General features: G+C 72.0%; 26 protein-coding genes. 16 read left to right on the top strand and 10 right to left on the bottom strand.

The genetic code is table 11. The features are described 5' to 3' along the window. Positions 1-135 precede the first annotated feature (135 nt). From ACIPSE_RS22765 to ACIPSE_RS22800, 8 genes are all read left to right on the top strand, one after another. Positions 136-1176, top strand: coding sequence for an ABC transporter permease (locus ACIPSE_RS22765; RefSeq protein ID WP_401665065.1), 1041 nt, complete (start codon positions 136-138; stop codon positions 1174-1176). Next, a complete protein-coding gene (locus ACIPSE_RS22770; RefSeq protein ID WP_401665066.1) occupies positions 1169-2158 on the top strand; it encodes an ABC transporter permease in 990 nt (329 codons plus the stop codon). Before ACIPSE_RS22765 ends, ACIPSE_RS22770 begins: the two co-directional genes overlap by 8 nt. Before the next feature lie 57 nt (positions 2159-2215). After that, on the top strand, positions 2216-3298 hold the full coding sequence (rhaS, locus tag ACIPSE_RS22775; RefSeq protein WP_401665068.1) for a rhamnose ABC transporter substrate-binding protein: 1083 nt from the start codon (positions 2216-2218) through the stop codon (positions 3296-3298). A 46-nt stretch (positions 3299-3344) separates the two neighbouring features. After that, positions 3345-3665, top strand: a complete 321-nt coding sequence (locus ACIPSE_RS22780) for an L-rhamnose mutarotase (protein WP_401665069.1) — start codon at positions 3345-3347, stop codon at positions 3663-3665. A gap of 40 nt (positions 3666-3705) precedes the next feature. Next, positions 3706-5130: a BNR repeat-containing protein gene (locus ACIPSE_RS22785; protein WP_401665071.1), complete on the top strand. Its 1425-nt coding sequence runs from the start codon at positions 3706-3708 to the stop codon at positions 5128-5130. Between the two features lie 94 nt (positions 5131-5224). Then, entirely contained in the window at positions 5225-6250 is a 1026-nt protein-coding gene (locus tag ACIPSE_RS22790; RefSeq protein WP_401665073.1) for a LacI family DNA-binding transcriptional regulator, read from the top strand. A 101-nt stretch (positions 6251-6351) separates the two neighbouring features. Further along, the gene (locus ACIPSE_RS22795; RefSeq protein WP_401665074.1) at positions 6352-7653 is read left to right on the top strand and encodes an alpha/beta fold hydrolase; all 1302 of its coding nucleotides are present in this window, start codon (positions 6352-6354) and stop codon (positions 7651-7653) included. Positions 7654-7745: 92 nt separating this feature from the next. Next, complete coding sequence (locus ACIPSE_RS22800) at positions 7746-8489, top strand: PIG-L deacetylase family protein (RefSeq protein WP_401665076.1); 744 nt, start codon at positions 7746-7748, stop codon at positions 8487-8489. Between the two features lie 15 nt (positions 8490-8504). On the opposite strand, the gene ACIPSE_RS22805 is transcribed toward ACIPSE_RS22800, so the two are convergent. Further along, on the bottom strand, positions 8505-10064 hold the full coding sequence (locus ACIPSE_RS22805; RefSeq protein WP_401665077.1) for a cytochrome P450: 1560 nt from the start codon (positions 10062-10064) through the stop codon (positions 8505-8507). 126 nt (positions 10065-10190) lie between these two features. On the opposite strand from ACIPSE_RS22805, the gene ACIPSE_RS22810 reads away from it, so the two are divergent. Both ACIPSE_RS22810 and ACIPSE_RS22815 read left to right on the top strand, forming a co-directional pair. Next, positions 10191-10799, top strand: coding sequence for a TetR/AcrR family transcriptional regulator (locus tag ACIPSE_RS22810; RefSeq protein ID WP_401665079.1), 609 nt, complete (start codon positions 10191-10193; stop codon positions 10797-10799). Positions 10800-10905: 106 nt separating this feature from the next. Next, positions 10906-11643, top strand: a complete 738-nt coding sequence (locus tag ACIPSE_RS22815) for a DUF2470 domain-containing protein (protein WP_401665080.1) — start codon at positions 10906-10908, stop codon at positions 11641-11643. Here ACIPSE_RS22815 and ACIPSE_RS22820 read toward each other — a convergent pair. After that, positions 11611-12825 carry a lactonase family protein gene (locus ACIPSE_RS22820; RefSeq protein ID WP_401665081.1) on the bottom strand — a complete coding sequence of 405 codons (1215 nt, stop codon included), beginning with the start codon at positions 12823-12825 and terminating at the stop codon, positions 11611-11613. The two genes, ACIPSE_RS22815 and ACIPSE_RS22820, sit on opposite strands and share 33 nt — an antisense overlap. An 87-nt stretch (positions 12826-12912) precedes the next feature. Further along, positions 12913-14148 (bottom strand): FUSC family protein, encoded by a 1236-nt coding sequence (locus ACIPSE_RS22825; protein WP_401665083.1) that lies wholly within the window; start codon positions 14146-14148, stop codon positions 12913-12915. Positions 14149-14263: 115 nt separating this feature from the next. Here ACIPSE_RS22825 and ACIPSE_RS22830 point away from each other — a divergent pair, with 115 nt between their 5' ends. Continuing rightward, entirely contained in the window at positions 14264-14848 is a 585-nt protein-coding gene (locus ACIPSE_RS22830; protein WP_401665084.1) for a TIGR03086 family metal-binding protein, read from the top strand. A gap of 37 nt (positions 14849-14885) precedes the next feature. Here the strand turns inward: ACIPSE_RS22830 and ACIPSE_RS22835 are convergent, their stop codons facing one another. Beyond that, on the bottom strand, positions 14886-15380 hold the full coding sequence (locus tag ACIPSE_RS22835; RefSeq protein ID WP_401665086.1) for an FBP domain-containing protein: 495 nt from the start codon (positions 15378-15380) through the stop codon (positions 14886-14888). Between the two features lie 331 nt (positions 15381-15711). On the opposite strand from ACIPSE_RS22835, the gene ACIPSE_RS22840 reads away from it, so the two are divergent. Next, positions 15712-17001, top strand: coding sequence for an ROK family protein (locus ACIPSE_RS22840; RefSeq protein ID WP_401665088.1), 1290 nt, complete (start codon positions 15712-15714; stop codon positions 16999-17001). A gap of 84 nt (positions 17002-17085) precedes the next feature. Continuing rightward, complete coding sequence (locus ACIPSE_RS22845) at positions 17086-17340, top strand: hypothetical protein (RefSeq protein WP_401665090.1); 255 nt, start codon at positions 17086-17088, stop codon at positions 17338-17340. Positions 17341-17390: 50 nt separating this feature from the next. On the opposite strand, the gene ACIPSE_RS22850 is transcribed toward ACIPSE_RS22845, so the two are convergent. Both ACIPSE_RS22850 and ACIPSE_RS22855 read right to left on the bottom strand, forming a co-directional pair. Further along, a complete protein-coding gene (locus tag ACIPSE_RS22850) occupies positions 17391-18353 on the bottom strand; it encodes an SDR family NAD(P)-dependent oxidoreductase (protein ID WP_401665091.1) in 963 nt (320 codons plus the stop codon). A gap of 337 nt (positions 18354-18690) precedes the next feature. Further along, complete coding sequence (locus ACIPSE_RS22855; protein ID WP_401665092.1) at positions 18691-19764, bottom strand: PHP domain-containing protein; 1074 nt, start codon at positions 19762-19764, stop codon at positions 18691-18693. A 107-nt stretch (positions 19765-19871) separates the two neighbouring features. Here ACIPSE_RS22855 and ACIPSE_RS22860 point away from each other — a divergent pair, with 107 nt between their 5' ends. Further along, entirely contained in the window at positions 19872-20114 is a 243-nt protein-coding gene (locus ACIPSE_RS22860; protein ID WP_401665094.1) for a hypothetical protein, read from the top strand. A 4-nt stretch (positions 20115-20118) separates the two neighbouring features. On the opposite strand, the gene ACIPSE_RS22865 is transcribed toward ACIPSE_RS22860, so the two are convergent. Next, a complete protein-coding gene (locus ACIPSE_RS22865) occupies positions 20119-21351 on the bottom strand; it encodes a ricin-type beta-trefoil lectin domain protein (protein WP_401665096.1) in 1233 nt (410 codons plus the stop codon). A gap of 190 nt (positions 21352-21541) precedes the next feature. On the opposite strand from ACIPSE_RS22865, the gene ACIPSE_RS22870 reads away from it, so the two are divergent. Beyond that, entirely contained in the window at positions 21542-22318 is a 777-nt protein-coding gene (locus ACIPSE_RS22870) for a sulfite exporter TauE/SafE family protein (protein ID WP_401665097.1), read from the top strand. On the opposite strand, the gene ACIPSE_RS22875 is transcribed toward ACIPSE_RS22870, so the two are convergent. From ACIPSE_RS22875 to otr(A), 3 genes are all read right to left on the bottom strand, one after another. Next, positions 22300-22998, bottom strand: a complete 699-nt coding sequence (locus ACIPSE_RS22875; protein ID WP_401665098.1) for a VanZ family protein — start codon at positions 22996-22998, stop codon at positions 22300-22302. The genes ACIPSE_RS22870 and ACIPSE_RS22875 overlap by 19 nt on opposite strands. A gap of 140 nt (positions 22999-23138) precedes the next feature. Next, positions 23139-23801 carry a DUF4230 domain-containing protein gene (locus ACIPSE_RS22880; RefSeq protein ID WP_401665100.1) on the bottom strand — a complete coding sequence of 221 codons (663 nt, stop codon included), beginning with the start codon at positions 23799-23801 and terminating at the stop codon, positions 23139-23141. Between the two features lie 153 nt (positions 23802-23954). Further along, on the bottom strand, positions 23955-25811 hold the full coding sequence (gene otr(A) / locus ACIPSE_RS22885; protein ID WP_401665101.1) for a tetracycline resistance ribosomal protection protein Otr(A): 1857 nt from the start codon (positions 25809-25811) through the stop codon (positions 23955-23957). A gap of 200 nt (positions 25812-26011) precedes the next feature. On the opposite strand from otr(A), the gene ACIPSE_RS22890 reads away from it, so the two are divergent. Beyond that, entirely contained in the window at positions 26012-26965 is a 954-nt protein-coding gene (locus ACIPSE_RS22890; RefSeq protein WP_401665102.1) for a ribose-phosphate diphosphokinase, read from the top strand. Positions 26966-26994 lie beyond the last annotated feature (29 nt).

The following is a 26994-nucleotide window of genomic DNA, read 5'->3' on the forward strand; positions in this document are numbered from 1 at the left end:
TGATGCACGAGGGCCGGCTCACCGCAGAGATCTCCCGTTCCGAAGCCACCGAGGAAACCGTGATGGCCGCAGCCACCGGGAGGGCCGCCGCATGAACCGTGCGACCCCTTCCCCCGTCCGCCGGAGGGCCGCCGCATGACGGTGACCGCTCCCGACAAGGCCCCCGTGACCGACGTGCCCAGGTCCAGCGGCACCCGGCTCGTCGACCGCGTCTTCAAGATGCGCGAACTGGCCATCCTGGCCGTCTTCGTGGTGATGATCGTCATCACCCAGCTCGGCAACAGCGAGTTCCTCACCGAACAGGGCATCAAGGACCTGCTGCTGAACGCGACCATCCTCGTGCTGGTCGCGACCGGCCAGTCCCTGGTCGTCATCACCCGCAACGTCGACCTGTCGGTGGGCTCCACGCTCGGCATCACCGCCTTCGCCGCCGGCACCTACCTCCAGGGCGGCGGCAGTACGGTCGTCGCCATTTTCCTCGCGGTCCTGCTCGGCATCGGCTTCGGTCTGCTGAACGGTCTGCTCGTCAGCCTCGGCCAGGTGCCCGCGCTCGTCGTCACCCTCGGCACGCTCTACATCATCCGCGGCATCGACTCCATCTGGGTCGGCTCCCGCCAGATCACCGCGGCCGATCTGCCCGACGGCTTCGTCGACTTCGGCTCCGGGGGTGTCTCGGCGGTGCCGTGGCTCGCGCTGATCGCCGTGGCCGTACTGGTGGCGACCGCCTACTACCTCAAGCACTTCGGCAGCGGACGGGAGTTGTACGCCCTCGGCTCCAACCCCGAGGCCGCCCGCCTCGCCGGCATCCCGGTCCGCAAGCGCATCCTCGCCGCCTACACCTTCTGCGGGGCGCTCGCCGGACTCGCCGGGGCGCTGTACCTGGCGCGGTTCGGCAACGTCGACTCCGGCACCGGCAACGGGTACGAACTCACGGTCGTCAGCGCGGTCGTGGTCGGCGGTGTCGTCTTCACCGGCGGCTCCGGCAGCGTCTACGGGGCCGCGCTCGGTGCCCTGCTGCTGACCTCCATCAACAGCGTGCTCCCCGCCCTCGGCGTCAGTTCGGTGTGGGTGCTGGCCATCAACGGCATCCTGCTCATCCTCGCCATCGCGGTCGACCGGGTCGTCGCGCTGCGCGTGGCCTCGGCCCTGAAGAAGAGGAACGCCCGCCATGCCTGAGTCACTGACGCGAGCGATCCGCTGGGACACGGTCGTCGGGGCGCTGCTGCTCGTCGTCCTGCTCCTCTCCTTCGGGTTCGTGGACGGTTTCGGGAACGCGTTCAATCTGTCCTTCCTGATCGGCAGCACCCTGCCGATCGCGTTGATCGCGCTGCCGATGACCCTGCTGGTCGTCTCCGGTGAGATCGACCTGTCCGTCGCCTCCACCGCCGGCCTGTCCGGTGCCGTCATGGGCGCCCTGTGGAACCAGGGCATGGCCATCGAGACGATCATCCCGATCTGCCTGCTCCTCGGGGTCGTCTGCGGTCTGGTCAACGGGCTCCTCGTGACCAAGCTGGGACTGCCCTCCCTCGCCGTCACCATCGGCACCCTCGCCGCCTACCGGGGCATCGCACAGATCGTGCTGGGCTCGGACGCGGTGACCGACTTCCCCACGCAGTACCTGGACTTCGCCGCGGGGAGGATCGGCGACACCTTCATCCCGTACGCGCTGCTGCCCTTCCTGGTGCTCCTCGCGATCGCCGTGGTCGTCCTGCACGCCACCCCCTTCGGCCGGTCCGTGTTCGCGACCGGCGCCAGCGAGGAGGCGGCGCGGTTCGCGGGGATCCGGGTCAAGCGGCAGAAGCTGATCCTGTTCACGGTGACGGGTCTGATGGCCTCGCTCACCGGCATCTTCTGGGCGCTGCACTACGCCAGCGCCCGCTACGACAACGCCACCGGGCTCGAACTGTCCGTCATCGCCGCCGTGTTGCTGGGCGGCATCGACTTCGACGGCGGCAAGGGCACCCTCGGCGGCGCCATTGCCGGAGTCTTCCTGCTGGGGGCGTTGCAGAACGTGATGAGTCTCCAGGACGTGTCGGCCCAGTCGCAGATCGTCGTGACCGGCGTCCTGCTCGTCCTCTCCGTGCTCGGCCCGCGGGTCGCGCGCCAGCTGGCCGTGGCGAGGGCGGGCCGCAGAGCCACCTCGACCCCGACCTCGTAACCCGCTCCGTTCGCTCTCGTAACTCCGCTCCGCTCACCCTCGTAAAGGACCTCCACCATGCGCAAGTCCTCGCTCCGCCGTGCCTGTGCGGCCCTCGCCGCCACCACCTCGCTCGCCCTCGCGCTCACCGCCTGCGGCGGCACGACCAAGAAGGACGTGGAGGACGACTCCTCCGCGGCGGCCTCCTCCGGTGCCAAGGCGAATCCGAACGCCGAGCTGAAGAAGGGCCTGACCGTCGGCTTCCTGCCCAAGCAGGTCAACAACCCCTACTTCACCTCCGCCGACAAGGGCGGCGAGGCCGCGCTGACCGAACTGGGCTCCAGCTACAAGGAGGTCGGGCCGTCCAGCGCCACGGACACGGCGGGTCAGGTGTCGTACGTGAACACCCTGACGCAGCAGCAGGTGAACGCGATGGCCGTGTCCGCGCAGGACCCGGGCGCGCTGTGCACGGCGCTCAAGCAGGCCATGAGCAACGACATCAAGGTCGTCACCTACGACTCCGACACCAAGCCCGAGTGCCGCAACGCCTTCGTCTCCCAGGCCTCCGCCGAGGACCTCGGCCGCACCGAGGTCCAGCTCCTGGCCGAACAGATCGGCTACAAGGGCGAGATCGCGATCCTGTCCGCCGCCCAGACCGCCACGAACCAGAACACCTGGATCGACTTCATGAAGGACGAGCTCAAGGACGCCAAGTACAAGGACATCAAGCTCGTCAAGGTCGCCTACGGCAACGACGACGCCCAGCAGTCCTTCCAGCAGACCCAGGGCCTCCTCCAGGAATACCCGAACCTCAAGGGAATCATCTCCCCCACCACCGTCGGCATCAAGGCCGCCGCCCAGTACCTGTCCGGCTCCAAGTACAAGGGCAAGGTCAAGCTCACCGGCCTGGGCACCCCCAACGACATGCGCAAGTACGTCAAGAACGGCACCGTCGACGCCTTCGAACTGTGGGACCCCGCCAAGCTCGGCGACCTCGCCGCCCGCACCGCCGTCGCCCTCGTCTCCGGCCAGATCACCGGCAAGGAAGGCGAGACCTTCAAGGCCGGCGACACCACCTACACCATCGGCAAGGACGGCGTCATCAACCTCGGCAAGCCCACCGTCTTCAACAAGGACAACATCGACCAGTTCAACTTCTGATCCCGCTCCCGAACACCGGCAAGAACCAGGCCCCAGGAGGCTGTTGATGCAGCGCGTGTGCTTTCTGCTCAAGGTCAGGGCGGAACGCCTCGACGAATACCGCGAGCGGCACGCCGCCGTGTGGCCCGAGATGCTCGACGCGCTCTCGGCCACCGGCTGGCACAACTACTCGCTGTTCCTGCGTGAAGACGGCCTCCTGGTCGGCTACTTGGAGACCGAGGACTTCGCCGCCGCCCAGGCCGGCATGGAGGCGGCCGAGGTCAACGCCCGCTGGCAGAAGGAGATGGCGCCGTTCTTCGAGTCGCTGGACGGCGCCCGGCCCGACGAAGCCATGAAACCGCTCACCGAAGTGTTCCACCTCGCCTGACCCTCCCCACCGGGACAAGACGACTTCAGGAGCCGCAACCATGAGAAGACGTACCCTGCTGGCAGGTGCGATCGTGACCGCCATGTCCGCCACCGCCCTCACGAACGGCACGGCCAGCGCCGCCGACCCCGGCCCCTCCGTGACCCGCACCGGCACCACCACGCTGGACAGCACCGCGATCTTCTTCGTCTCCTACGACGGCCTCGTCAACAACAACTCGTTCCAGAAGAACGGCCTGTTGACCTACAAGGGCTACCAGTACGCCGCCTGGTACACCTCCACCCGGTACGCCGTCGTCGCCCGCCGCGCCCTCGGCGCCTCCGGCTGGTCCACCGTCACCCTCACGCACCAGCTGAAGTACGACGACTCCCACAACGTCATCTCCATGGGCGTCTCGAAGACCGACGGCCGGCTCCACCTCAACATGGACTCGCACAGCGACGGCTTCACCTACGTCAAGTCCGTCGCCGGTCTCCTGGACAACCCCTCCGGACTCACCTGGACGGCGAGCCGGTTCGGCAGCCCGCAGTCCACCCTCGACGGTCTCGCCCTCACCACCCAGTTCACCTACCCCCAGTTCATCGCCACCCCCGAGGGCAGGCTCCAGCTCAGCTACCGGGTCGCCGTCTCCGGCAACGGCCGCAACGCCCTCGCCGAGTACGACGGTTCGACCTGGACCGCGCTCGGCGAATGGACCAGCTCCACCGGTACGTACACCAGCGAGCACGGCTCCTCGACCGCCCGCAACATGTACCTGCACGGCATCGACTACGACGTCAACGGCCGGCTGCACTCCTTCTTCACCTGGCGCGAGCAGAGCTCCGCCGTCATGTGCAACAGCGGCGGCATCACCAACCACGACACCGGCTACGTCTACTCCGACGACCGGGGCCGCACCTGGCGCAACAACGCGGGCACGGCCGTCGGCACGACCGGCGGCAGCGACAAGGTCGCCGTCACCGACAGCGGTCTGGTGATCGACTCCCTCAACCCGGACCACTCCCTGATGAACCAGGAGAGCCAGGCCACCGACTCCGCCGGCCTGCCCCACGCGATCATCAGCTACGTCCCCGGCAGGTTCGGCCAGTGCACCACGAACTACGTCAGCGACCGGACCGCGAACGGCCGTGCCTTCCACGTCCGCAAGAACTCCTCCGGCACCTGGCAGAAGACGGAGATCCCCGTCGCCCTCAACTCCAGCCAGCGCACCAGACTGGTCCTGGACAAGTACGACAACGCGTACGCGGTCTTCCCCTACGGCCGGATCGCCGGCGCGTCGAAGGCGTCCGGGTACACCGACTGGACGCTCCTGTACGACGGCGCCGACCTCAACGCGTTCGGTGAGGTCGTGATCGACGAGACCCGGATCGCCCAGGACAACGTCCTGTCCGTGCTGTACCAGGAGAAGTCCAGCGGCACGACACCCTCGGCGCTGCGTGTGGCCGACTTCGCCCTGCCCGCCTGATCCGGTCCCGAGGGATCCGAGTCGCCATGGGGCGGCGTGCCGGTACTGTGAAGGTCTGCCCGCCGCCCCTCGTTCATCCGGAGGTTCCAGCCCGATGGCCCAGTCGGTGGGTATCAAGGACGTCGCTCGCGCCGCCGGAGTCTCCGTGGGCACGGTCTCCAACGTGATCAACCGCCCGGACTCGGTCGCCACCGAGACCCGGGCCCGGGTCCAGTCGGCGATCGACCGGCTCGGTTATGTGCGCAGCGAGTCCGCGCGCCAACTCCGCGCGGGCCGCAGCCGGATCATGGGCCTGCTCGTCCTCGACATGGGCAACCCGTTCTTCGTCGACGTCGCCCGCGGCGCCGAACGCGCCGCCCGTGACGCCGGACTCGGCGTGATGGTGTGCAACAGCGCGCAGAGCCCCGCCGAGGAGGCCGACTACCTCTCCCTCTTCGCCGAGCAGCGGGTCCGCGGCGTCCTGCTGAGCCCCGCCGACGCGACCGGCCGCAACATCGACGCCTTCCGCCGCCACGGCATCCCCTTCGTCCTCGTCGACCGGGTCGCCGAGGGCACCACGGAGTGCTCGGTCTCCGTCGACGACGTCGCCGGCGGCGCGCTCGCCGTACGGCACCTCATCGACGCCGGGCACCGCAGCATCGCGTACGTCAGCGGCCCGCCCGGCTTCACCCAGGTCCGCGACCGCCGCACCGGCGCCCAGAACGCCCTCGCCGAGGCGGGCCTCGCCCCCGACGCGCTGCGCGAGCTGCCCACCGAGCGCCTGGACGTCGCCGCGGGCCGGGACGCCGGCGCCCGGCTCCTCGGTCTCGCCGACCGTCCCACCGCCGTCTTCTGCGCCAACGACCTCCTCGCCCTCGGCGTTCTCCAGGCCATGTACGCGGCCGGTGTCGGCGTCCCCGACGACCTCGCGATCGTCGGCTACGACGACATCGAGTTCGCCGCGGCCGCGGCCGTCCCGCTCACCTCGGTCCGCCAGCCCGCCGTCACCATGGGCACCCTCGCCGCGGAACTCCTGCTGGAGGAGACCGAGACGGAGGGCTCGCCCAGGCGGCACGAGCACCGGCGGGTCGTCCTCCAGCCCGAACTCGTCGTCCGCCGCTCCAGCCTCTCCGCCCGCTGACGGACTGTTCAGTACGTTTTCATGATCCCGGGATCGGATATCGGACGCGCGTGTGCTGAACTGGGACGCGTCCGACCTTCCAGTCCGTCCCGGGAGCCCCGTTGTCCGCGACCTACCGCCAGCCCGGCGTCGTCCTCACCGACCACCGCTTCACCGTCCCCCTCGACCACACCGACCCGGGCGGGGAGACGATCGAGCTCTACGCCCGTGAGGCGGTCGCCGGCGACAAGGCGGGCCAGGGCCTGCCGTGGCTGGTCTACCTCCAGGGCGGCCCCGGCTTCGGCGCGACCCGGACCGTCGGCAAGCCCGCCTGGCTCGGCCGCGCCCTGAAGGAGTACCGGGTCCTCCTGCTCGACCAGCGCGGCACCGGCCACTCCACGCCCGCCAACCGGCAGACGCTCCCGCTGCGCGGCGGCCCCGCCGAGCAGGCCGAGTACCTCACCCACTTCCGCGCCGACTCCATCGTCCGCGACTGCGAGACGATCCGGCCGCGGCTCACCGGCGGCGCCCCCTGGACCGTCCTCGGCCAGAGCTTCGGCGGCTTCTGCACGGTCAACTACCTCTCCGCCGCTCCCGAGGGCCTCTCCGCCGCCCTCGTCACCGGCGGTCTGCCCTCGCTCGACGCGCACGCCGACGACGTCTACCGCGCCGCCTACCCGCGCATCGAACGCAAGGTCGCCGCGCACTACGCGCGTTACCCGCAGGACGTCGAGCGGGCCCGCCGGATCGCCGAGCACCTCCTCGACCACGACGTGGTCCTGCCCAACGGCTACCGGCTGACCGTCGAGGCCTTCCAGTCGCTCGGCATCCTCCTCGGCGGCGGCGAGGGCAGCCACCGGCTCCACTTCCTGCTGGAGGACGCCTTCGTCCGCACCCCGCACGGCCCCGCCCTGTCCGACGCGTTCCAGGAGGAGGTCCAGGGCCTCCTGTCGTACGCGGGCCACCCCCTGTACGCGCTCGTCCACGAGGCGATCTACGGCCAGGACCAGCGGCCCACCGCCTGGTCCGCCGAGCGGGTCCGCGCCGAGTTCCCGCAGTTCGACGCCGCCAAGACGCTCACCGGTGACGGTCCGCTCCAGTTCACCGGCGAATCGATCCACCCCTGGATGTTCGAGACCGACCCGGCGCTGCGCCCGCTGCGGGAGACCGCCGAACTCCTCGCCGCCCGCACCGACTGGCAGCCCCTGTACGACAGCGCCCGCCTCGCCGCCAACGAGGTCCCGGTCGCCGCCGCCGTCTACCACGACGACATGTACGTGGACACCGCCCACTCGCTGCGCACCGCCCGCGCCGTCCGGGGGCTGCGCACCTGGGTCACCGACGAGTTCGAGCACGACGGCGTCCGTGTCGGCGGCCCCCGCGTCCTGGACCGCCTCCTGGCCCTCGCCCGCGACGAGGCCTGACCTAGGGGTTTGTCCCGGACCGGCCCAGGACCGCCCCCGGGCCGGGCGCCGGTCCGGGGGCCGATGTCAGCGGTGCGCACTAGCCTGCACCCATGACAGAGCCGACGAACGGTCAACTCCAGCCCATGCCCGAGGACTGGCAGCGCGCGCTCGCGGTCGTCGCCCACCCGGACGACCTGGAGTACGGCTGCGCGGCGGCCGTCGCCGCCTGGACGGACGCGGGCCGCGAGGTCGCCTACGTCCTCGCGACCCGCGGCGAGGCCGGCATCGACACCCTGGAGCCCGACGAGTGCGGCCCGCTGCGCGAGCGCGAGCAGCGGGCGAGCGCCGCCGTCGTCGGGGTGTCGACGGTGGAGTTCCTCGACCACCGCGACGGCGTCATCGAGTACGGTCTCGCGCTGCGCCGCGACATCGCCGCCGCGATCCGCCGCCACCGTCCGGAACTGGTCATCACCCTCAACCACCGGGACACCTGGGGCGGCGTTGCCTGGAACACCCCGGACCATGTCGCGGTGGGCCGCGCCACCCTGGACGCGGCGGGCGACGCCGGCAACCGCTGGATCTTCCCGGAGCTGACCGAGCGGGGCCTGGAGCCGTGGGACGGCGTCCGCTGGGTCGCCGTCGCCGGCTCGTCCTCACCCACCCACGCGGTGGACGCCACCCCCGGTCTGGAACGCGCGGTGCGCTCCCTGCTCGAACACCGCGCCTACATCGGGGCCCTCACGGACGAGGACCCCGAGACCTACGCCCGCGGCTTCCTCGTCGGCCATGCCACGCGCATGGGCGAACGCTTCGGGGGAACCCCCGCGGTGACGTTCGAGGTGTTCGGCAGATGACGCGGACCGCGTGGCTCACGGCCCGGGGGAGTGCGGGCACCCGGCTTCCGGGGCCGGTGAGGTGTCCGGCGCACCGGACGCGGACGCACCGGACGCAGGGGCCTCGGACGCGGGCGCCCCGGTGGCCGCGGGCTGCGTGGCCGCCTGCCGCCGGTCCAGGTGCAGCCGCAGGTCCTCCGGCATGAGGGTGAGCCGTTCGGTCACCCGCAGCCGGTACGCGGGGTCGGCGCGCAGCTCGTAGCGGCGCAGGAGCAGGCCCAGCACCAGCGTGGCCTCGTGCAGCGCGAACTGCCGGCCGATGCAGGCGCGGGCTCCGGTGCCGAAGGGCTTGAAGACGTGCGGGGCCCGGTTGCGGACGGCCTTGGGGTCGAAGCGGTCCGGGTCGAACCGCTCCGCGTCGGCGCCCCACACCGCCGGGTCCCGGTGCAGCATCGGGGTGAGGACGAGGGTCCACGCGCCACGCCGCATCGGGTGTTCCCCGGCCAGTTCGGTGTCCGTGAGGGCCTCCCGGGCGAAGGCGGGCGCCGTCGGCCACAGCCGCAGCGACTCGTCCAGCACTCGGCGCACGTACCGCAGCTTGGCCACCTGGTCGTAGCCGGGCACCGCCGTGTCGCCCCACACCCGGTCGACCTCGGCCCGTGCGCGGGCCGCGATCTCGGGGTGCAGCGAGAGGTAGTGCAGAGCGAAGGAGAGAGCCCCCGAGGTGGTCTCGTGACCGGCGACGAGGAAGGTGATGACCTGTCGGCGGACGTTCTCCGCCGACAGCCGCTCCCCGGTCCCCGGCCGCGTGGTCTCCAGCATCCGGTCCAGCAGGTCGCCGCCTCCGCCCGCCGTGCCGCGGCGTTCCTGGACCAGGTCGTCGACGGTGCGGTTGAGGTAGGCGATGTCGGCCTCGTTGCGGCGGGTCGCCTCCCTCAGCAGCCCCGCCCAGGGAACGGTGTTGAGCCGCTGTGCGTAGGTCAGCGTGCCCACCATCGCCGTCACGAACGGGTGCGGGCGCTCCCGCTCGAAGGAACCGAAGTCGTGGCCGAAGCCGGTGCGGGCGATCGTCTCCAGCGTCAGCTTGGTCATGTCGCCGGGCACGTCCACCGAGCGGCCCGCCGCCAGCTCCCGGTCCCAGTGGGCCGTGAGCCGCTCGGCCACGGCCAGCATCATCGGGTGGTAGCCCTCCATCGCCTCCCGGCTGAAGCCGGGCGCGAGGACGTCGTGCGCGAGCTGCCAGTTGGGCTCGTGGTTGTACGCCGTGAACAGCCCGTCGCCGGCGACCGGCCGCAGATTGGCTATGCCGAGGCCCACGTGTTTGGCGAAGCGCGACTCGTCCGCGAGGTCGGCGGCGAGGTCGGCGCCCCAGGTGAACACGAACTCCCGGTTGAACGCCTTGCGCCGGTAGATGGGCCCCAGTTGGCGGGCGTAGCGCAGGGAGTCCTGCAACGGGGTGCGGCGGTTCGCGCCGAGGATGTCGCCGAGCAGGGGGACGCGGCGGGGCGGATGCGGGATGCGGTGCAGCTCGGGCCAGCCGTGCTCGGCGCTGCGGAACCCCTTCGGCATCGGGGCCCGGACGCTCGTCTCCGCCATGACGTGATCTCCCTTGCTGCGACGGCAGGTTGGGTCTGTTGGACGTGAGTTCAATAACCGGGCTCAGTCTGGTCCCGCTGTTGAACCGACGTCAAGTAAAGGGAATGTGTCCAGTACAGTGCGGACATGGCCGCGAACCAGGGCGAGCGCACCCGCCGCCGCCTCAGTACCGGGGAGCGCCGTGAGCAGCTCCTCGCCGTCGGCGCGCGGCTGTTCTCGGAGAGCCCTTACGACGACGTGTGGATCGAGCGCGTCGCCGAGATCGCGGGTGTCTCGCGCGGGCTGCTCTACCACTACTTCCCGACCAAGCGGGACTTCTTCGCGGCGGTGGTGGAGCGGGAGAGTGCCCGGATGCTGCGGATGACCGAGGCGGTGCCCGGCATCCCGGTGCGCGAGCAGCTCTCGGCGGGCCTGGACACGTTCCTTGAGTACGTCGAGGCGCACGCGCACGGCTACCGCGCCTTCCACCGTGCCGACGCGGCGGGGGACCGGACCGTCCGCAAGGTCTATCAGCGGGCCCTGGCCGCGCAGGAACGGCAGATCCTCGCGGCGATGGCGGCCGACCCCGAGTTCGGGCCGGCGCTGGAGCAGCGGCCCGACGCACGGCTCGCGGTGCGCGGCTGGCTGGCGTTCACCACGGCCGTCTGCCTGGAGTGGCTGCGCGGCTCCGACCTCTCCCGTGAGCAGGTGCGCGACCTGTGCGCGCGGGCTCTGCTGGGCGCCGTCTCCCCCTGAGCCGACGGCCGTCGGCCGAAAACGCGGGCAAAGGATCACCGGACCTGGTTGGCGTGCGCCCCGATCTTCGATAGGTTAGGCAAGGCTTACCTAAGGAGGTTCTGGGATGGATGACAGCGAAAGCGCCGGCTCCGGCTGGACGGCGGCGCCGTCCGCGGCGGAACGCGCCCGCACGATGCTCGCCACCGCGTGGTCCTGCGCGGTGACCGCGGACGGCGGACGCGAGGAGTTCGTCGGCGCGCACACCGTGACCGACGACGGACGGGTGCTGCTCGACGTACCCGACGACAGTGCCCTGCTCGCGGCCGCGATCTGCGCACCGCGCGGAGAGCCGTCCGCCGTGCTGGAGTTCGCCGACGTGTCGCCCGTCCCCGTGCGCAACCGTATCCGGGCCCGGCTGTGGCTCGCCGGGTGGTTCGCCCCCGACGACGGCAAACTCGCCTTCCGGGCCACGCGCGTGGTGCTGCGCCAGCCGTCCGGCGCCGTCGTCATCGACCTCGACGAGTTCGCCTCGGCAGCGCCCGACCCGCTCGGCACCGCCGAGGCGCGGCTCCTCACCCACCTCGCCGACTGCCACTCCGACGCCGTCGAGCGCCTCACCCGCCTCGTCGAACCGGACAGCCTGCACGGCGCGGTCAAAGTCCAGCCCATCGCCGTCGACCGGCACGGACTGACCCTGCGCATCGAACGCGCCCGCGCCCACGGCGACGTACGCCTGCCCTTCCACCGGCCGGCCGACGACGTCGCGCAGCTCACCGAGCGCATGCACGTCCTGCTCAGCCAGGCCGCCGCCGCGTCCTGCCCGCGCCCCCTACAGCGGCAGCGCGCAGACGGCGACGGGTGACGCGAACGGCTCGCCCGCGAGCCGCAGTTCACCGTTTCCGGCGTCCACCCGGAACACGCTCACCGTGCTCGACCGCTGGTTCGCGGCGAACAGCAGGGCGCCGTCCGGCGAGAACGCGATCTGCCGGGGGAAGTCCCCGGCCACCGGCACCGTGCCGAGGAGCCTGAGCCGCGCCCCGTCCGCCTCCACCGCGTACCGGGTGAGGCTGTTGTGGCCCCGGTTGGCGAGATACGCGTACGCGCCGTCCGCCGTCACCAGCAGCTGCGCCGGATAACTGGTGCCCGCGCCGGTTCCGGTCGACTGCCCCGCGCCGACACGGAGACGGCCGGTCTCCGGGTCGTACGCGCAGACCGCGACCGTGTTGTCGACCTCGTTGGCCAGATAGGCGTACCGCCCGCCGGGATGGAACGTCAGGTGACGCGGCCCGGCGCCCGCCCGGGTCCCCGCCCGCGCGACCTCGGTCAGCTTCCCCGACGCCTCGTCGAGCCGGTACGTGTACACCGTGTCCGTGCCCAGGTCGACGGCGAGGACATGCCCCCCGTCAGGGCTCGTGACGAACTGGTGCGCGTGCGGCCCCTGTTGGCCCGGTCCTGGCTTCGGCGAGGTGTGCGTGACCAGGTCCGCCCGCTCACCGATCGCCCCCGACGCGTCCAGCGGATGCACGGCCACACTGCCGTCGCCGTAGTTCGCGCTCAGCAGCCAGCGCCCGCCCGGATGCACCGACAGATGGCAGGGCGCCCCGCCCCCGGTGCCCCGGCTGCCCAGCACCTTGCGGTCGGCGAGCCGGACGGCGGTCACGGCGCCCTTCTCCCGCTCGTTCACCGTGTAGAGCGTCCGCCCGTCGGGATGCCGGGCCAGATACGACGGGTCGCCCACGCCGCTCAGGGTCGCGGAGCCGTCCACCCGGCCGCTCTCCGCGTCGTACGTCGCGAAGCGGACGCCCCTGCCGCCGCCCTCGGCCGAGGTGTACGTGCCCAGGGCGAGGAGCACGGGCCCGGCGGTCGCCGAAGGGGTGGGGGAGCCGGTGGGCGCCCGGGCCGCCAGGGGAGGGGCCGACGAGGAAGGCGGGGCCGAGGCCGAAGGAGCCGACGGCCCGTCGCCGCACGAGGACAGGGCCGGCACGGCGGAGACACCCGCGAGCGCGCCCATGAATCGTCGCCTGCTCCAGTCGCCCCTGCTCACGCACGCACCCCAGGTCGTCGGTCGGCTCGTCGCCGGCCAGCCTGACCCGGACCGCCCCCGCCACGCAAACGCGCCCCCTCGGCCATGTCACCCGGAGCGTCGGGCCACGGCGGGCAGACCGCGGCGCAGGCGTTCCCGCGCCCTGGTCAGCCGGGGCATGCGCTCGCGCTGCTCCCGGGCCGTACGGTCCAGCTCCTCCAGCAGACGCTGCGAACGGTGCTCGGTGTCCAGCTCGTCCAGGATGCGGTTCACCTCGGTCAGCACCGCCCCGAGGAGCTGCCACTGCCGGGCGTCCCGCCGCACCTCCTCCAGCAGGAGCTGCGCGAGCTTGTCGCGGGTGGCCGCCGCCTGGCGCAGCCCGGAGGCGAGCCGCTCCTCGGCCGACTCGGCACTGTGACTGACGTCGGCCGTGACCAGCACCGCGAAGCTGACCACGGCGTCGCCGATCTCGCACAGCAGCCGCTCCACGGCGGCCCCGGTCGGCGGCGCGAACAGCGGATCGGGGTCGCGCTTCCTGGCGAGGTCGGCGAGGGTGCGGGCCAGCACACGCAGGACGACCGTGCAGATCTCCAGGGTGTCCAGACCGGTGCGCAGCACCACCCGGTGCAGCAGGGCCTCGCGGACCCGCGGGTTGAGCCGCAGGCTGTCCTCGGCCTGCTTGAGCGCCGCGTCCACCTCGACGATGTCGTGGTCCAGGCGCCGTGCCTCGCGCAGCCGCTCCGTGGCGTGCTCGACGGGCGTGCGGCCCGCCGCCTCCTCGCCCATGCTCAGCATCAACTGCCGTACCCGGCGCGCCAGTCCCTCGATCGACTCGCCCGCCTCCTCCACCCACACCGGCGGTGCGAACAGCAGGTTGAAGGCGAGCCCGACGACCGCGCCGATCAGCGTCTCCAGGACCCGCGCCCAGGCCGTGTCCGAGACGGTCGTCACCCCGAGGACCAGCATCGCGCTGATCGCCACCTCGGGCACGTACTCGTGGACCCGCACCAGGTGTCCCACCGCGAGCGACGACACGATCAGCAGCGCGAGACTCCACCACGTCAGCCCCACGAGCAGGCTGAACGCGATGGCGACCAGCACCCCGGCCACCACCGAGTTGACCCGGCGTATGCCGTTGGTGAGCGTGGCGTACAGGGTGACCTGCACGACCAGCAGCGCGGTCAGCGGCGCGGTCAGCGGGGCCGCCTCGGGGCTGACGCGCAGGGCGATGACGTACGCGATCGTCGCCGCGGCGGCGGACCGCAGCGTCTGGACGACGACCGGGTCGTTGCCCCACTTCTCGAACCTCGTCAGGGACCCCACCCACGCACGGACGTCTCGCATCTCTCAGGCTGTCCCTTTTCCCTGTACCCGGCGTGCCCCTTGCGGACCGTAACTGTCCGCAAGCACGCCTAGATTGTGGGTATCGGCAGGTCGGCGGCAAGAGGGGAGCACAGTGATGGCGGACACCCGAGGGCTCGGCGTCCTCATGGGCGCGCACGACTATCTGCGGGAGGTCGTCGCCGCGGTGCCGGCCGAGGCGTGGGGAGCGCCGACGCCGTGCAGCGAGTGGACGGCGCGGCAGGTCCTCAACCACGCCCGCATCGACCAGCAGGGCTACGGCCTCGCGATCGGCGGCGGACGCCCCGGCTCGGACCCGTTCGCCCCGGCCGACGCGCTCGCCGCGGACCCCTCGGCCGAACTCGACGCCGTCCTGCGGATGGTGGCGGACGCCTACGCCGCGCTGCCCGCCGACGCCGAGGACGTGCCGACGCCGCTGGGTCCGATGCCGCTCGGGCAGGCCGCCGCGGCGGCGGCGATGGACGCGGCCGTGCACGCCTGGGACATCGCCGTCGCGACCGGCCAGGACCGGCCGCTCACCGCGGAACTCGCCGACGGGATCCGGCCCGTCGCCGACCGGCTCGCCGACCGTCTCCGCGACTCCTACGGGGTGTTCGCGCCCGCGCTGGACGTGCCGGAGGGGGCGGGGAGCGCGGAGGCGCTGCTGGCGTTCCTGGGACGCGACCCGCACTGGAAGCCCTGAACCGGAGCCGGGCGTGCGCGCCCGGCTCCCTGTCGGTTCAGGCGTACAGCTTGTCGAGGAAGGCGGAGAGATTGCCCGTGGCGCGGGCGATCTGCTCCTCCGTCGTCAGGCTCTCCTCCATCCGCAGCGTGCTCTGCGGGACCTTCTTGCCGCGCACGTACAGCGAACAGGCCAGGTCCGTGCACATGTACAGACCGACGGAGTTGCCCTCGCGGCCCGCCGTGCCGGTCTTGCGCGCGGTCATCAGGGAGACGCCGCCGCCCGGGTGGGTGGTCAGACACAGGGAGCACATGCTGCGGTGCAGGAGGCCGCGCTGGGCCGGGGTCAGACGCAGCGAGATGCCCACGGTGCGGCCGTCCCGTTCGGTGACGAGGTAGCTGCGGTCGGGTGCGCCGGGATCGCGCCAGCCCAGGAAGTCCAGGTCGTCCCAGGGGCGCCGGTCGAGATCGCGCGGCACGGCCAGCCGCTTGGCCTCGCCCTTGGAGCAGTTCACGAACGAGTTGCGGATGTCGAGCTCGGTGAGCGATCGCATGGGGAGCCTTCCGCGGGCCGTGCACACGACCCGAAACGAAACCTGGTGGTCCAAAACCTAGGATCTCTAGGTTACGGGACGAGGATAGGAGGTCGCCGCACGGAGGGGCCAATGAATTACGGGCCCGAACGGCGCCCGGTGTGCGGGGTGCCTTCCGTACCCTGTACCGCAGGCGCACGCCGGGCGGGATCGAGGGCGGCCCGGGGTCGCCCCCCGTCGGAGCTCAGGGGTGGGCGTCATAGTTCACATCGTGAATTAAGAGGCGGAGGAAGTCGCTTTTCGTGGCCCCGCGGCGGTATGTTGCAGGTCGGACAGGGTGAAGGGGAGCCACATGGCGGGGCGGAACGGGCGTACGGTACGCGATCTGAGGCGGGCCAACCGGACGGCCGTGCTGCAAAGGCTCTACTTCGACGGACCCCTCAGCCGCTTCGAACTCGGCCCGGCGACCGGCCTCAGCTCCGGGTCGGTCAGCAACGTCGTGGCCGACCTGGTCGCCGACGGCCTCCTGGAGGAGGCGGGCAGCGTCGACTCCGACGGCGGACGCCCTCGCACCCTGCTGCGGGTCGCCCCCGGCAGCGGCCACATGATCGGCGTCGACGTCGGCGAGACCCGGGTCCGGATCGAGCTGTTCGACCTCACCCTCACCGAACTCGCCCGCGCCGAACGCCCCTTGGAGCAGCAGGGCTACGACGTCGAGGTGATCGTCGGGCACATCCGCGAGGGCGTCTCCGAGGTCCTCGCCGCTGCCGCCGTCCCGCCCGAGCGCCTCCTGGGGGTCGGGATCGGCGTCCCCGGCATCGTCGAGCACACGCCCGACCGGGGCGCGGTCGTCCACGGCCAGACCATCGGCTGGGACGCGGTCCCCTTGGAATCCCTGCTCCGATCCACGTCCGAACTACCGGACGACGTCCGGTACTTCATCGACAACGGTGCCCGGACCCTCGGCCAGGCCGAGATGTGGTTCGGCGGCGGACGCGGCGCCCTCAACGCGGCCGTCGTCCTCTTCGGTTCCGGCGTCGGCGCCTGCCTGGTCACCCCCGAGGTGGAGAACGGCCGGGCCGTCGAGTGGGGCCATCTGACCGTACGGGTGCGCGGGCGCCGCTGCCGGTGCGGGGCGCTGGGCTGCCTGGAGGCGTACGCGGGCGCCGAGTCGCTCCTCGACCGCTGGCGCGAGGAGGGCGGCCACCCGCCCGAGGGCGTCGACGAGGAGACCGCGCTCACGGCGATGCTGGCCGCCGCCTACCCGGCCGACGGCGGCGAGGCCGACCCGGTCGCGCTCGCCGTCCTGGAGGAGACCGCCGAGTACCTGGGCGCCGGGCTCTCCGACCTGATCAACCTCTTCCAGCCCGAGCGCATCCTCATCGGCGGCTGGGCCGGCCTCCAGCTCGGCACCCGCTTCCTGCCCGCGGTGCGCCGGTACGCCACCGAGTACTCCCTGCGCCACCCCGCCGAGAACGTCACCATCGACCTCGGCCGGCTCGGCCCCGACGCCGTCACCGTCGGCGCCGCGATCCTCCCGCTCGCCGACTTCTTCGCCCGCGGCGGCCGTCGCCCCGACCCGGCCCCGGAGGGCCCGAGCCCGGCCTGGCGCACCGCCCTGCGGGAACGCACCCCGCACTGACGCGCGGCCGTCGCCCGGTTTCGCCGGACGAGGGCCGAGGTACTCGCCGGTCGCCCGACGCCGAGAAGACAAGGGGAGGCGGCCATGGCCGACGAGCGACGCGACGCCCCGATCCCGAGGGACCCGCCGGACCAGCAGGCGCACGAGGGCGACGACCCCTGGGACCTGTCGCCGTCCACGGACGAGGACGCGCACGAGCACGCGGACGAGGGCGGGAGGGAGGACGGGGGAGACCCCGCCGTCCCGGAGACGGACGAGGCGGGCACCGCCCGCCAGGGGGACTCGGGCTCCGCGAACGTCCACCCCGAGCATCCGGGCCCCGACGAGTCACCGGGCTGACCGGCGGATCCGCTCGCGTCCTCAAGCGTCCTCAAGCGCCCTCAGGCGCTTCAGGCGCCGAACGCGTCCACCCCCGTGAGTTCCGCCGACAGGGCCCACAGACGGGACGCCTCGCCGGGGTCGGTGGCCCAGGACTTCACCCCGTGCGTGGAGTCGCCCTCGACCGCCGGTTCGGCGATGTCGCAGTCCTCCAGGTAGACGCCGCCCAGGCCGTCGAGCTGCGGGGAGGTGGCCGCCCAGGTCTGGGTGGCGGCGCCCTGCGCGGGCGTCTTGAAGGAGTCGGGGTGCAGCAGGTTGCCCTCGTCGTCGATCCAGCCGCGCTCGATCATCTCCTCCTTCGGCAGGTGTCGCTGGAGCGGGGTGAGGATCGCGCCGGGGTGCAGCGAGAAGGCGCGGACGCCGTGCTCGGCGCCCAGCCGGTCCAGGTGGACGGCGAACAGGACGTTCGCGGTCTTGGCCTGGCCGTACGCCTGCCACTTGTCGTAGCCGCGCTCCCACTGGACGTCGTCCCAGCGCATGCCCGAGAAGTGGTGGCCGCGCGAGGACACCGAGACCACCCGGGCACCGCCGGGCGCGAGCGCGGGCCACAGACGGTTGACGAGGGCGAAGTGGCCGAGGTGGTTGGTGGCGAACTGGGCCTCCCAGCCGGGGCCGACCCGGGTCTCGGGGCAGGCCATGATCCCGGCGTTGTCGATCAGGACGTCGATCGTGCGGCCCGAGGCGAGGAACCGTTCGGCGAAGGCGCGCACGCTGTCCAGGGCGCCGAGGTCGAGCCGGTCCACCTCGGCGCCCTCGATGCCGTCGAGCGCCTCGCGCGCGGCCTCGGGGCGGCGGGCCGGTACGACCACATGGGCGCCCGCCCGGGTGAGCGCGCGGGTGGTCTCCAGGCCGAGCCCGGAGTAGCCGCCGGTGACGACGGCGAGCCGGTCCGTCAGGTCGAGGCCGGCGAGAACGTCCTCGGCGGTGCTGCGGGCGTCGAATCCGGAACCGATCTTGTGCTGTGCGGTGGTCATGTCCGGAACGCTACGAATTGGAGCGCACTCGAAGTCAAGTGCGGCTGCGGCGGCCGGCGGCCGTGTTCCGGACGCGGTCCGGGCAGAGGAAAGCCCCGACCGGACGGGGGAATCACGGTCGGGGCGGTTCGAGGTGTGGGCGCGGACGGCGGTCGCCTCTCGGCGAAAGGCTCCACAGAGCTTCAGCCGAACGATCGTCCCTGTGGGCAAAAGGTGAGGCCCGGGGACACTGTCCCGTCCGCACCCACGTGTGGTTCAACGGGCAACCACCCCTGGGTGTTCCTCGTTCTGCCGCGTCATGGCGTGAGGTGGCTCACGGGGCCGGGCGTGAGGGGGCTCACGGCGCCGGCCGCCCCTTCCCGCTCCACGCCAGCAACTGCTCCCGGGACCATGTCGTCACCACCCGTTCGGCCGGTACCCCGCACTCCGCCGCCCGCGCGCACCCGTGGATCTGCCAGTCCAGCTGGCCGGGCGCGTGGGCGTCCGTGTCGATGGAGAAGAGCGTGCCCGCGGCCACGGCCCGGCGCAGGAGCCGGCGGGGCGGGTCGAGCCGTTCGGGACGGCTGTTGATCTCCACGGCCGTGCCGGACTCCGCGCAGGCGGCGAAGACCTCGTCCGCGTCGAACTCCGACTCGGGCCGCCCCCGCTCGGTGAGCAGCCGCCCGGTGCAGTGACCGAGGACGTTCGCGTGCGGATTCCGTACCGCCCGCACCATGCGGCGGGTCATCGCGCGGGCGTCCATCCGCAGTTTGGAGTGCACGGACACGACGACCACGTCGAGCCGCGCGAGCAGCTCCTCCTCCTGGTCCAGGGAGCCGTCGTCGAGGATGTCGCACTCGATGCCGGTGAGGAGCCTGAACGGCGCCCAGCCGGCGTTGAGCTCCTCGACCACCGTCAGCTGCTCGCGCAGCCGCTCGGGGGACAGACCGTGGGCCACGGTCAGCCGGGGGGAGTGGTCGGTGAGGACGGCCCACTCGTGGCCGAGCGCGGCGGCGGTGCGGCCCATCTCCTCGATGGGGCTGCCGCCGTCGGACCAGTCGGAGTGGAGATGGCAGTCGCCCCGCAGCAGCGCCCGCAGGGGCTCGCCGCCCTCGGTCGGCGGGCCCGGAGCCGGCTCCCGGTCCTCCAGGTCCGCCAGGTAGGCCGGCGTGTGTCCGGCCAGTGCCTCCCGCGCCACCTGGGCCGTCTTGGGGCCGACCCCCTTGAGGGACTCCAGGGTGCCGGCCCGCGCCCGCTCCCTGACCTCGGCCGCGGGCAGCGCCGCCAGCACCCGGGCGGCCGTACGGAAGGCCCGTACCCGGTAGGTCGGCGCGAGGGAGCGCTCCAGCAGGAAGGCGATCCGCTCCAGTGCCCCGACGGGGTCCGGCGGGGCCTGGGGATCCACCGGTTCCTGGGGGTCGACGGGGTCCACCCCTCAAGGGTTGCCCAGCCGGGAGGGGAGCGCACGGCGGGGACCGCGGGGCATCGTGGGCGACTTGTACCGTTCGTCATTCCGAGATGCGTTCTACCCTTTATGGCATGACCGAGATAGCGAGCCCGCACATCTCCCATCCACGGGTGCTGGTGCTCGGCGTGCAGCCGGGTACCCCGCCGTTCCGGATCGTGGAGATCGACGGTGTGGTGGTGGGCGAGGCGAGGACCGTCACCGATGTCCTGGAGACGGCCGCCGCCTTCGGAGCCCCCATTCACGACATGGACGACCCGGACGCCGTGCGCTGGGTGGGCGGCGACAAGTACACCTGGAAGCCGCACACCGCCTGACGGATCAGCCGACTGTCCACTTCTGGTTGGCGCCGCCCGAGCAGGTCCAGATCTGCAGCCGGGTGCCGTTGGCCGAGGTGTTGCCGGTCACGTCGAGGCATTTGTCCGCCTGCGGGTTGACGATGTCGTTGGCCGAACTGACCGCCCATCTCTGGTTGGCGCCGCCGGTGCAGTCCCACAGCTGGACCGTCGTGCCGTCCGCCGTGCCGTTGCCGGTCACGTCCAGGCACTTGCCGAGGGCGCGGATCGTGCCGTCCGCGCCCACGGTCCACTGCTGGGCGGCGGTGCCGTTGCAGTCGTAGAGCTGTACGGCCGTGCCGTTGGCGGAGTTGGCGGCGGCGACATCCACGCACTTGCCGGCCAGGCCGCGGATCGGGACCCCCGCGGCCGAGTCGCCCGTGGTCACCGTCACGTAGTCCACGACCAGTTGCTGCGGGAACGTGGTGGAACCGTCCGGGTCGCCGGGCCAGTAGCCGCCGACCGCGAGGTTCAGGATCAGGAAGAACTGCTTGTCGAACACCCAGGAGTTGCCGCCCAGATCGGCCGGGGTGCGGGTCTGGTAGACGTTCCCGTCCACGGACCAGGTGATCCGGCCCGGTGCCCAGTCGATCGCGAAGGTGTGGAAGGCGTCCGCGAAGGCCTGGCCGTTCGGCAGGGTGTAGGCCGCGCCGATACCGCCCGAACCGGAGTAGCCGGGACCGTGGATCGTGCCGTGCACGGTCGACGGTTCGAAGCCGACGTTCTCCATGATGTCGATCTCGCCGGACGCCGGCCAGTTCACCGGGGTGCCCAGCATCCAGAACGCGGGCCATATGCCCTGCCCGCGCGGGATCTTCATCCGCGCCTCGACGTGCCCGTACTGCGCGGAGAACTTCCCCGAGGTGTTCAGACGGGCCGAGGTGTACTGGCAGGTGCCGTACCAGCACTGGTAGTTGGCCGGGTTCTCGCGGCGGGCAGTGATCACGAGATGGCCCTGGCCGTCCAGGGCCGCGTTGCGCGTGCCCGCTGTGTAGTACTGCCGCTCGTGGTTGTTGACGTTGTCGCCGGTCTCGGTCTGCCACTTCGAGGAGTCGACGGCGGCACCGGCGGCCCCGTCGAAGGTGTCGGAGAACGTCACGGCGGCGGCGGCGCCGACGTCGGCGGGTTCCGCCTGAGCGGAACCGGTCGCGGCGGTCGCGACGAGGACGGCGGACAGGGCGGCGAACAGACAGGTCCGGAGAAGGCGTGGGGCGCCCACGGCTCTCCCTTCCGTACGGCGACCCGTCGGACGGGTGCGCCGCACTGCGGTGGGGGGTGGGGGGAATGCGTCGCCTCTTGATTTAAGAAGTGAGGTAAGGGGCCGTCAAGACCCTGGTACGGACCAGTGGCCGAGACGGTCGGGAACACTTCGGTCACTTCCGAAGCATTCGGTTCCTAAGGTCGGTGGCATGGACCTGGGAGAGATGCTCGCCGTGCTCGCCGCCGGAACCGCGGCGGGGGCGGTCAACGCCGTCGTCGGCTCCGGAACCCTGATCACCTTCCCGGTGCTGCTCGCCACCGGGCTGCCACCCGTCACCGCCACCGTCTCCAACGCGCTCGGACTCATCCCCGGCGCGATCAGCGGAGCCGTCGGGTACCGCAGGGAACTGCGCGGCCAGCGGCGGAGGCTGCTGAGGTGGAGCGGGGGCGCGCTGCTCGGCGGGGTCACGGGCGCCGCCCTGCTGCTGATCCTGCCGTCGTCCGCGTTCGAGCGGATCGTGCCGGTCCTCGTGGGGTTCGCGCTGGTGCTGGTCCTGCTCCAGCCCCGGCTCGGCCGGCTGCTGCGCGAGCGCCGGGGACCCGGTGAGGGCGCCGACGAGCCCGGCGGAGGCGACGGCGGCCCGTGGCTGCTCGCCGGGCTCGCGCTGGCCAGCGTCTACGGCGGCTACTTCTCCGCCGCCCAGGGGATCATCTACATGTCCCTGATGGGCCTGTTCCTCGACGACGACCTCCAGCGCCTCAACGCCGCGCGGAACGTGCTGGTCGCCGTGGTCAACAGCGTCGCCGCGCTGTTCTTCCTCGTCGCCGCCGACTTCGACTGGACGGCCGTCGCGCTGATCGCCGCGGGCTCGGCGGCCGGCGGCCGGATCGGAGCGGCGGCGGGCCGCAGACTGCGACCCGCCGCTCTGCGCGCCGCCGTCGTGGTCGTCGGCACCGCCGCCATCGTTCAGCTCTCGGTCCGCTGACGCCGCCACCTGGACCGCTTCGGGCGGTGCACGGCCCGGCTCATCCGCCGGCCCAGCAGGAGGTAACCGATCAGCGCTCCGCTGCTGTTCAGGATGACGTCGTCGATGTCGAAGGCCCGGCCGGTGATCAGCAGCCCCTGCGCGCACTCCACCAGCAGCATCACGAACGCCGTCAGGAGCAGCACCCGCAGGACCCCACGGGTGCGCGGCGCGAGCACCGGCATCAGCACGCCGAAGGGCACGCCGAGCAGGATGTTGCCGCCGATCTGCTTGGCGGCGTCCCGCAGTTCGGGCTGGTCGAGATAGGCCCGCAGTGAGCTGCCGGGTTGCAGATTGGTGTGCGTGAGCGCCACCGACGCCGGTGACGGCTCCAGCGTGAGCCGGGCCAGCACGACGGCGAAGGCGACCATGAAGGCGAACGCGACCAGCATCGCGACGAACCGGCCGAGGATGGCGAGCGGACTCGACCTCGGCCGCGGCTCCTGTGTCGGCTCGGCCGCCTTCGGCTTCGCTGCTTTCGTCTTCGGCTTCGAGGTCTTCGCCTTCGGCTTCGCCGTCCTGGACTCGGGCTTCGCCTCTTTGCGCCTCGGCAGGCTGAAGGTCCTCTTCCCGGGCGGGCTCGCCGCCTCGGCGGTGCGCCGTCGCAGCACGGTTCTCGGACGTTGGGCGGCACGGGCCATGCGGTCCTCCAGTCTTCAACTTCCCTGTGTCGTAAGGCGGTTACCCCCGAACGGTCCGAGAATGCGATCGGTCCGCGCCAGTGCCCGCACTTCTTCGGGCGGGCCGTTCGTTCCTCCTCGAACGGCCCGCCCGGCACCTGTCAGGCCTTGTAGGTGACGCTCACCTCCTTGAAGCCCAGCGAGTGCAGCAGACCTTCGAGCATGTCCGCGGTGTTCGTCTCGGCCCGCTTGGTCAGCCCGCTCTCCTTGGCCGCGTCACCGATGTGCTTCACCGCCAGTTTCTGCACGGCCTGTTCGCCGTTCGGATTGTCCGAGAACAGGTCACCGAGCCGGTCCAGGAGTCCCCGCTGCTTGGACACCGCGTACGAACGGTCGGTGTCCAGGGCGGGCTTGCCGAGTTGGGCGTGCGGCAGTACGAGCGTGGCGGACGTACGGTCCTCGTTGACCGTGACGTCGTTCTCGCCGACCTTGCCCAGATCGACGTAGGCGTCGACGGTGCCCGCCCCGACGTACAGGGTGCGGGTGCCGCGGATCGTGTCGGGCAGGTACTTGGCGTCCTTCTCCAGGTCGACCACGACCTGGAAATTGCCGGAGGCGGCGTCGTAGCGGCTGAGGTCCTGGATGGACTGGAGCAGTGCGGGGCCCGAGTTGTCACGGGTCTCCGTGCCGAAGAAATCCTTGAGCCCCGGAAGCAGGCTGAACCTGATGCCGGCGAAGAAGACGACGAGCACCAGTACGACGGCGCTCACCAACTTCGCCCAGCCGGGCATGCGCTTGGACATGCGCCTGATGGGTGTCGTCATGCGACGGCCCTCCTTCCCTGTTTCACCGGATGCCCCTCAAAGCGACCGCCAGACCGTCTTGTCGACGGATTGAGACGGTTGACGGAGGCACGGGCGGCGCATCGGCGTGAACAGGGGGAGGATCTGCCCCGGCGGGACCGGCTCGAACCGGACTCAGGGGGACCGCAGTTCACGGTCGCCCGACGGGCGCGACCACCACACTCCCTCCCCGTGCGTCAGCCCCGGCAGCCGCAGCTCCATCTCCCGGACCCGCCGGGCCGCGATCGCGCCGGTGACCACCCACGCCGTGCTCCCGCCCGTCGTACCCGTGAACTCGGCACCGAGCGCGGCCAGTTGCGCGGTGACCGGAGCGAGCGCGTCCAGCGGCACCTCCGTCTCGAAGGCGTGGTACGGCTCGTACAGCCGGGTCCCGGCCCGCTCCAGCGCCCGGCGCAGCACGACCGGGGTGAGGCCGCGGAAGTCCGCCGCCGTGCTGAGCGGGCCGACGAACCCGGAGCGGACGAGGGTCACCCGGTAGTCGGTCACGGCGGCCCCGTCGAGCCCGGACCGCAGGCACAGGTGGACCGTCTCCTCGATGGCCGTGTGGAAGGCCCGCGGGAGAGCGCCGAGTTCGGTCTCGTAGCCGAACACCCCACCGGAGCCGGGCGGCCCCGGCTCCACGCGCAGCCCGATCGTCGCCCAGTAGCGAGTGCCGTCGTGCCAGGGCAGCTCCGCACAGGCCTCGCCGACCCCGCGCGGACGTTCCAGCAACCGCACCCGGCCCGGCGCGAAGTCCGCCTCGACGCCGAAGTCCTGGGCGAGGGTCGCGGCGATCACCTCCATCTGCACCTCCCCGTACAGGAGCAGCGAGGTGCCCCCGTCCGGCAGCGGGCGGGCGTGGATCAGCGGGTCCTGGTCGGCGAGGGCGAGCAGCGCGCCCCGCAGCCGGGCCGACCGCTCCGGGACACGGGCGGTGACCACCGTCTCCAGTGTCGGGGGCGCGAAGTGCCCTTCAAAGGGCCCGCGTTCGCCGAGGCGGTCACCGACCCGGACACCGGTGAGCCCCGTGACGGCCGCGATGTTCCCGGCGGTCAGCGTCCCGTCGCCGCCGACGACGTCGAGCCGGGTGACCCGGCCGGCGACCTCGCGGGTGCGCCCGTCGGCGTCGCGCCGGAGCAGTGTCAGCCGCTGCCGCGCGCTCACCTGCCCGTCGTACAGCCGCAGATACGCGGTGCGTTCGCCGGACGGTCCCGGGCGGACGGCGAAGACGGTGCCGCGGGGAGCCGTCGCGCCGGTCGAGGGCGTCGGCGGGACCAGCCGGACCAGGCCCTCGACGAGGTCGGGGACGCCCTGGCCGCCGAGGGCCGAGCCGAACCAGACAGGGTGGAAGGAGCCGTCGGCGGTGCGGGCGGCGAGCGCCGCGCGCAGGTCGTCCGGGGTGGGCGGCGGGCCGTCCACGACCGCCGCGAGGACGCCGGCGTCGACGTCGGCGAGGGGTTCGGCCAGCGAGCCGATCGGGAGCGGGGTGACCCGGGCGCCGGGCGTGCCGATGCCCTGGACGGTGGTGAGCGGCGCGACGTGCGGCGTCAGACGGCGCCGGATGTCGGCGAGCAGCCCCTCGGCGCGGGCGCCCGCCCGGTCGGCCTTGTTGACGAAGACGAGCGTGGGCAGCCGCAGCCGGCGCAGGGTGCGCATCAGGACGCGGGTCTGCGCCTGGACGCCCTCCACGGCGGACAGGACGAGGACCGCGCCGTCCAGGACCTCCAGGGCGCGCTCGACCTCGGCGATGAAGTCGGAGTGCCCCGGGGTGTCGATCAGATTGACCCGGGTGCCGCCGACGGTGAAGGAGGCGACCGCGGAGCGGATGGTGATGCCGCGCTCGCGCTCGATGGCGCCGTCGTCGGTGCGGGTGTCCCCGGCGTCGACGCTGCCGAGCCGGTCGATCGCGCCGTGGTCGAAGAGAAGACGCTCGGTGAGACTCGTCTTACCTGCGTCGACGTGCGCCAGGATGCCGATGTTCAGGGTGTGCATGCGGGGTGATGTCCTCGAGAACCGTGGGCCTGTGGGAGGGCTGGGGGATTCCGAGGAGTCGGCGCATGCGAACGGTCCTGACGTGAGGGGAACAGGTGCGCCGCCATCATGGCCCGGCCGTGCGGGCGGGGCGCAAGCGAATTTCACCGGTCAGTAGCATGAGGCACGGCAGCCCGAGATGATCATGCGAGGAGCGGATCGTGCGAGACATCGCCGTGTTCAGCGGTAGTGCCCATCCCGAGCTGGCGGCGGAGGTCTGCGCGCACCTCGGTGTGCCGCTCAGCCCCACCCGGGTCAGCCGGTTCGCCAACGACTGCCTGGAGGTCCAGCTCCAGGCCAACTGCCGTGAGCGGGACGTGTTCCTCGTCCAGCCGCTGGTGCGGCCCGTCCAGGAGCACCTCGTCGAACTGCTGCTGATGTGCGACGCGGCGCGCGGCGCCTCGGCCCGGCGGATCACCGTCGTCATGCCGCACTATTCCTACGCCCGCTCCGACAAGAAGGACGCGCCCCGGATCTCGCTCGGCGGCCGGCTCGTCGCCGACCTGATGGTGTCGGCGGGCGCGAGCCGCGTCCTGGCCATGACCCTGCACTCGCCGCAGGTGCACGGGTTCTTCTCGGTGCCCGTCGACCATCTGCACGCGCTGCGCGAACTGGCCGCGCACTTCCAGCAGTACGACCTCTCCCGCACCACCGTCGTCTCCCCGGACCTCGGCAACGCCAAGGAGGCCGCCGCGTTCGCCCGGCTGATCGGCGCGCAGGTCGCCGCCGGGGCCAAGCAGCGGTTCGCGGACGACCGGGTCTCCATCAGCGACGTCATCGGCGAGGTGCGGGGCCGGGACGTGATCGTGCTGGACGACGAGATCGCCAAGGGCAGCACCGTCCTCGAACTCCTGGACCGGCTGCGCGAGTTGGAGCCCCGTTCGATCCGGGTGGCGTGCACGCACGGGCTGTTCGCGGCCGGTGCGCTCAGGCGGATCGGGGAGCAGCCCGACGTCCTGGAGATCGTGTGCACCAACACGGTGCCGGTGCCGGAGGAGGAGCGCACCGACAAGCTGCGCATCCTGTCCATCGCCCCGGCGCTCGCCGAGGCCGTGCGCCGCATTCACAACGGTGAGTCCGTCAGCGCCCTGTTCGACGAGCGGCGCAGCGAATAGACAGGGAGGAGAGCCGGGCGCGGCCCGGC

The sequence above is a fragment of the Streptomyces sp. NPDC090106 genome, from assembly GCF_044747265.1.
GTDB lineage: Bacteria > Actinomycetota > Actinomycetes > Streptomycetales > Streptomycetaceae > Streptomyces.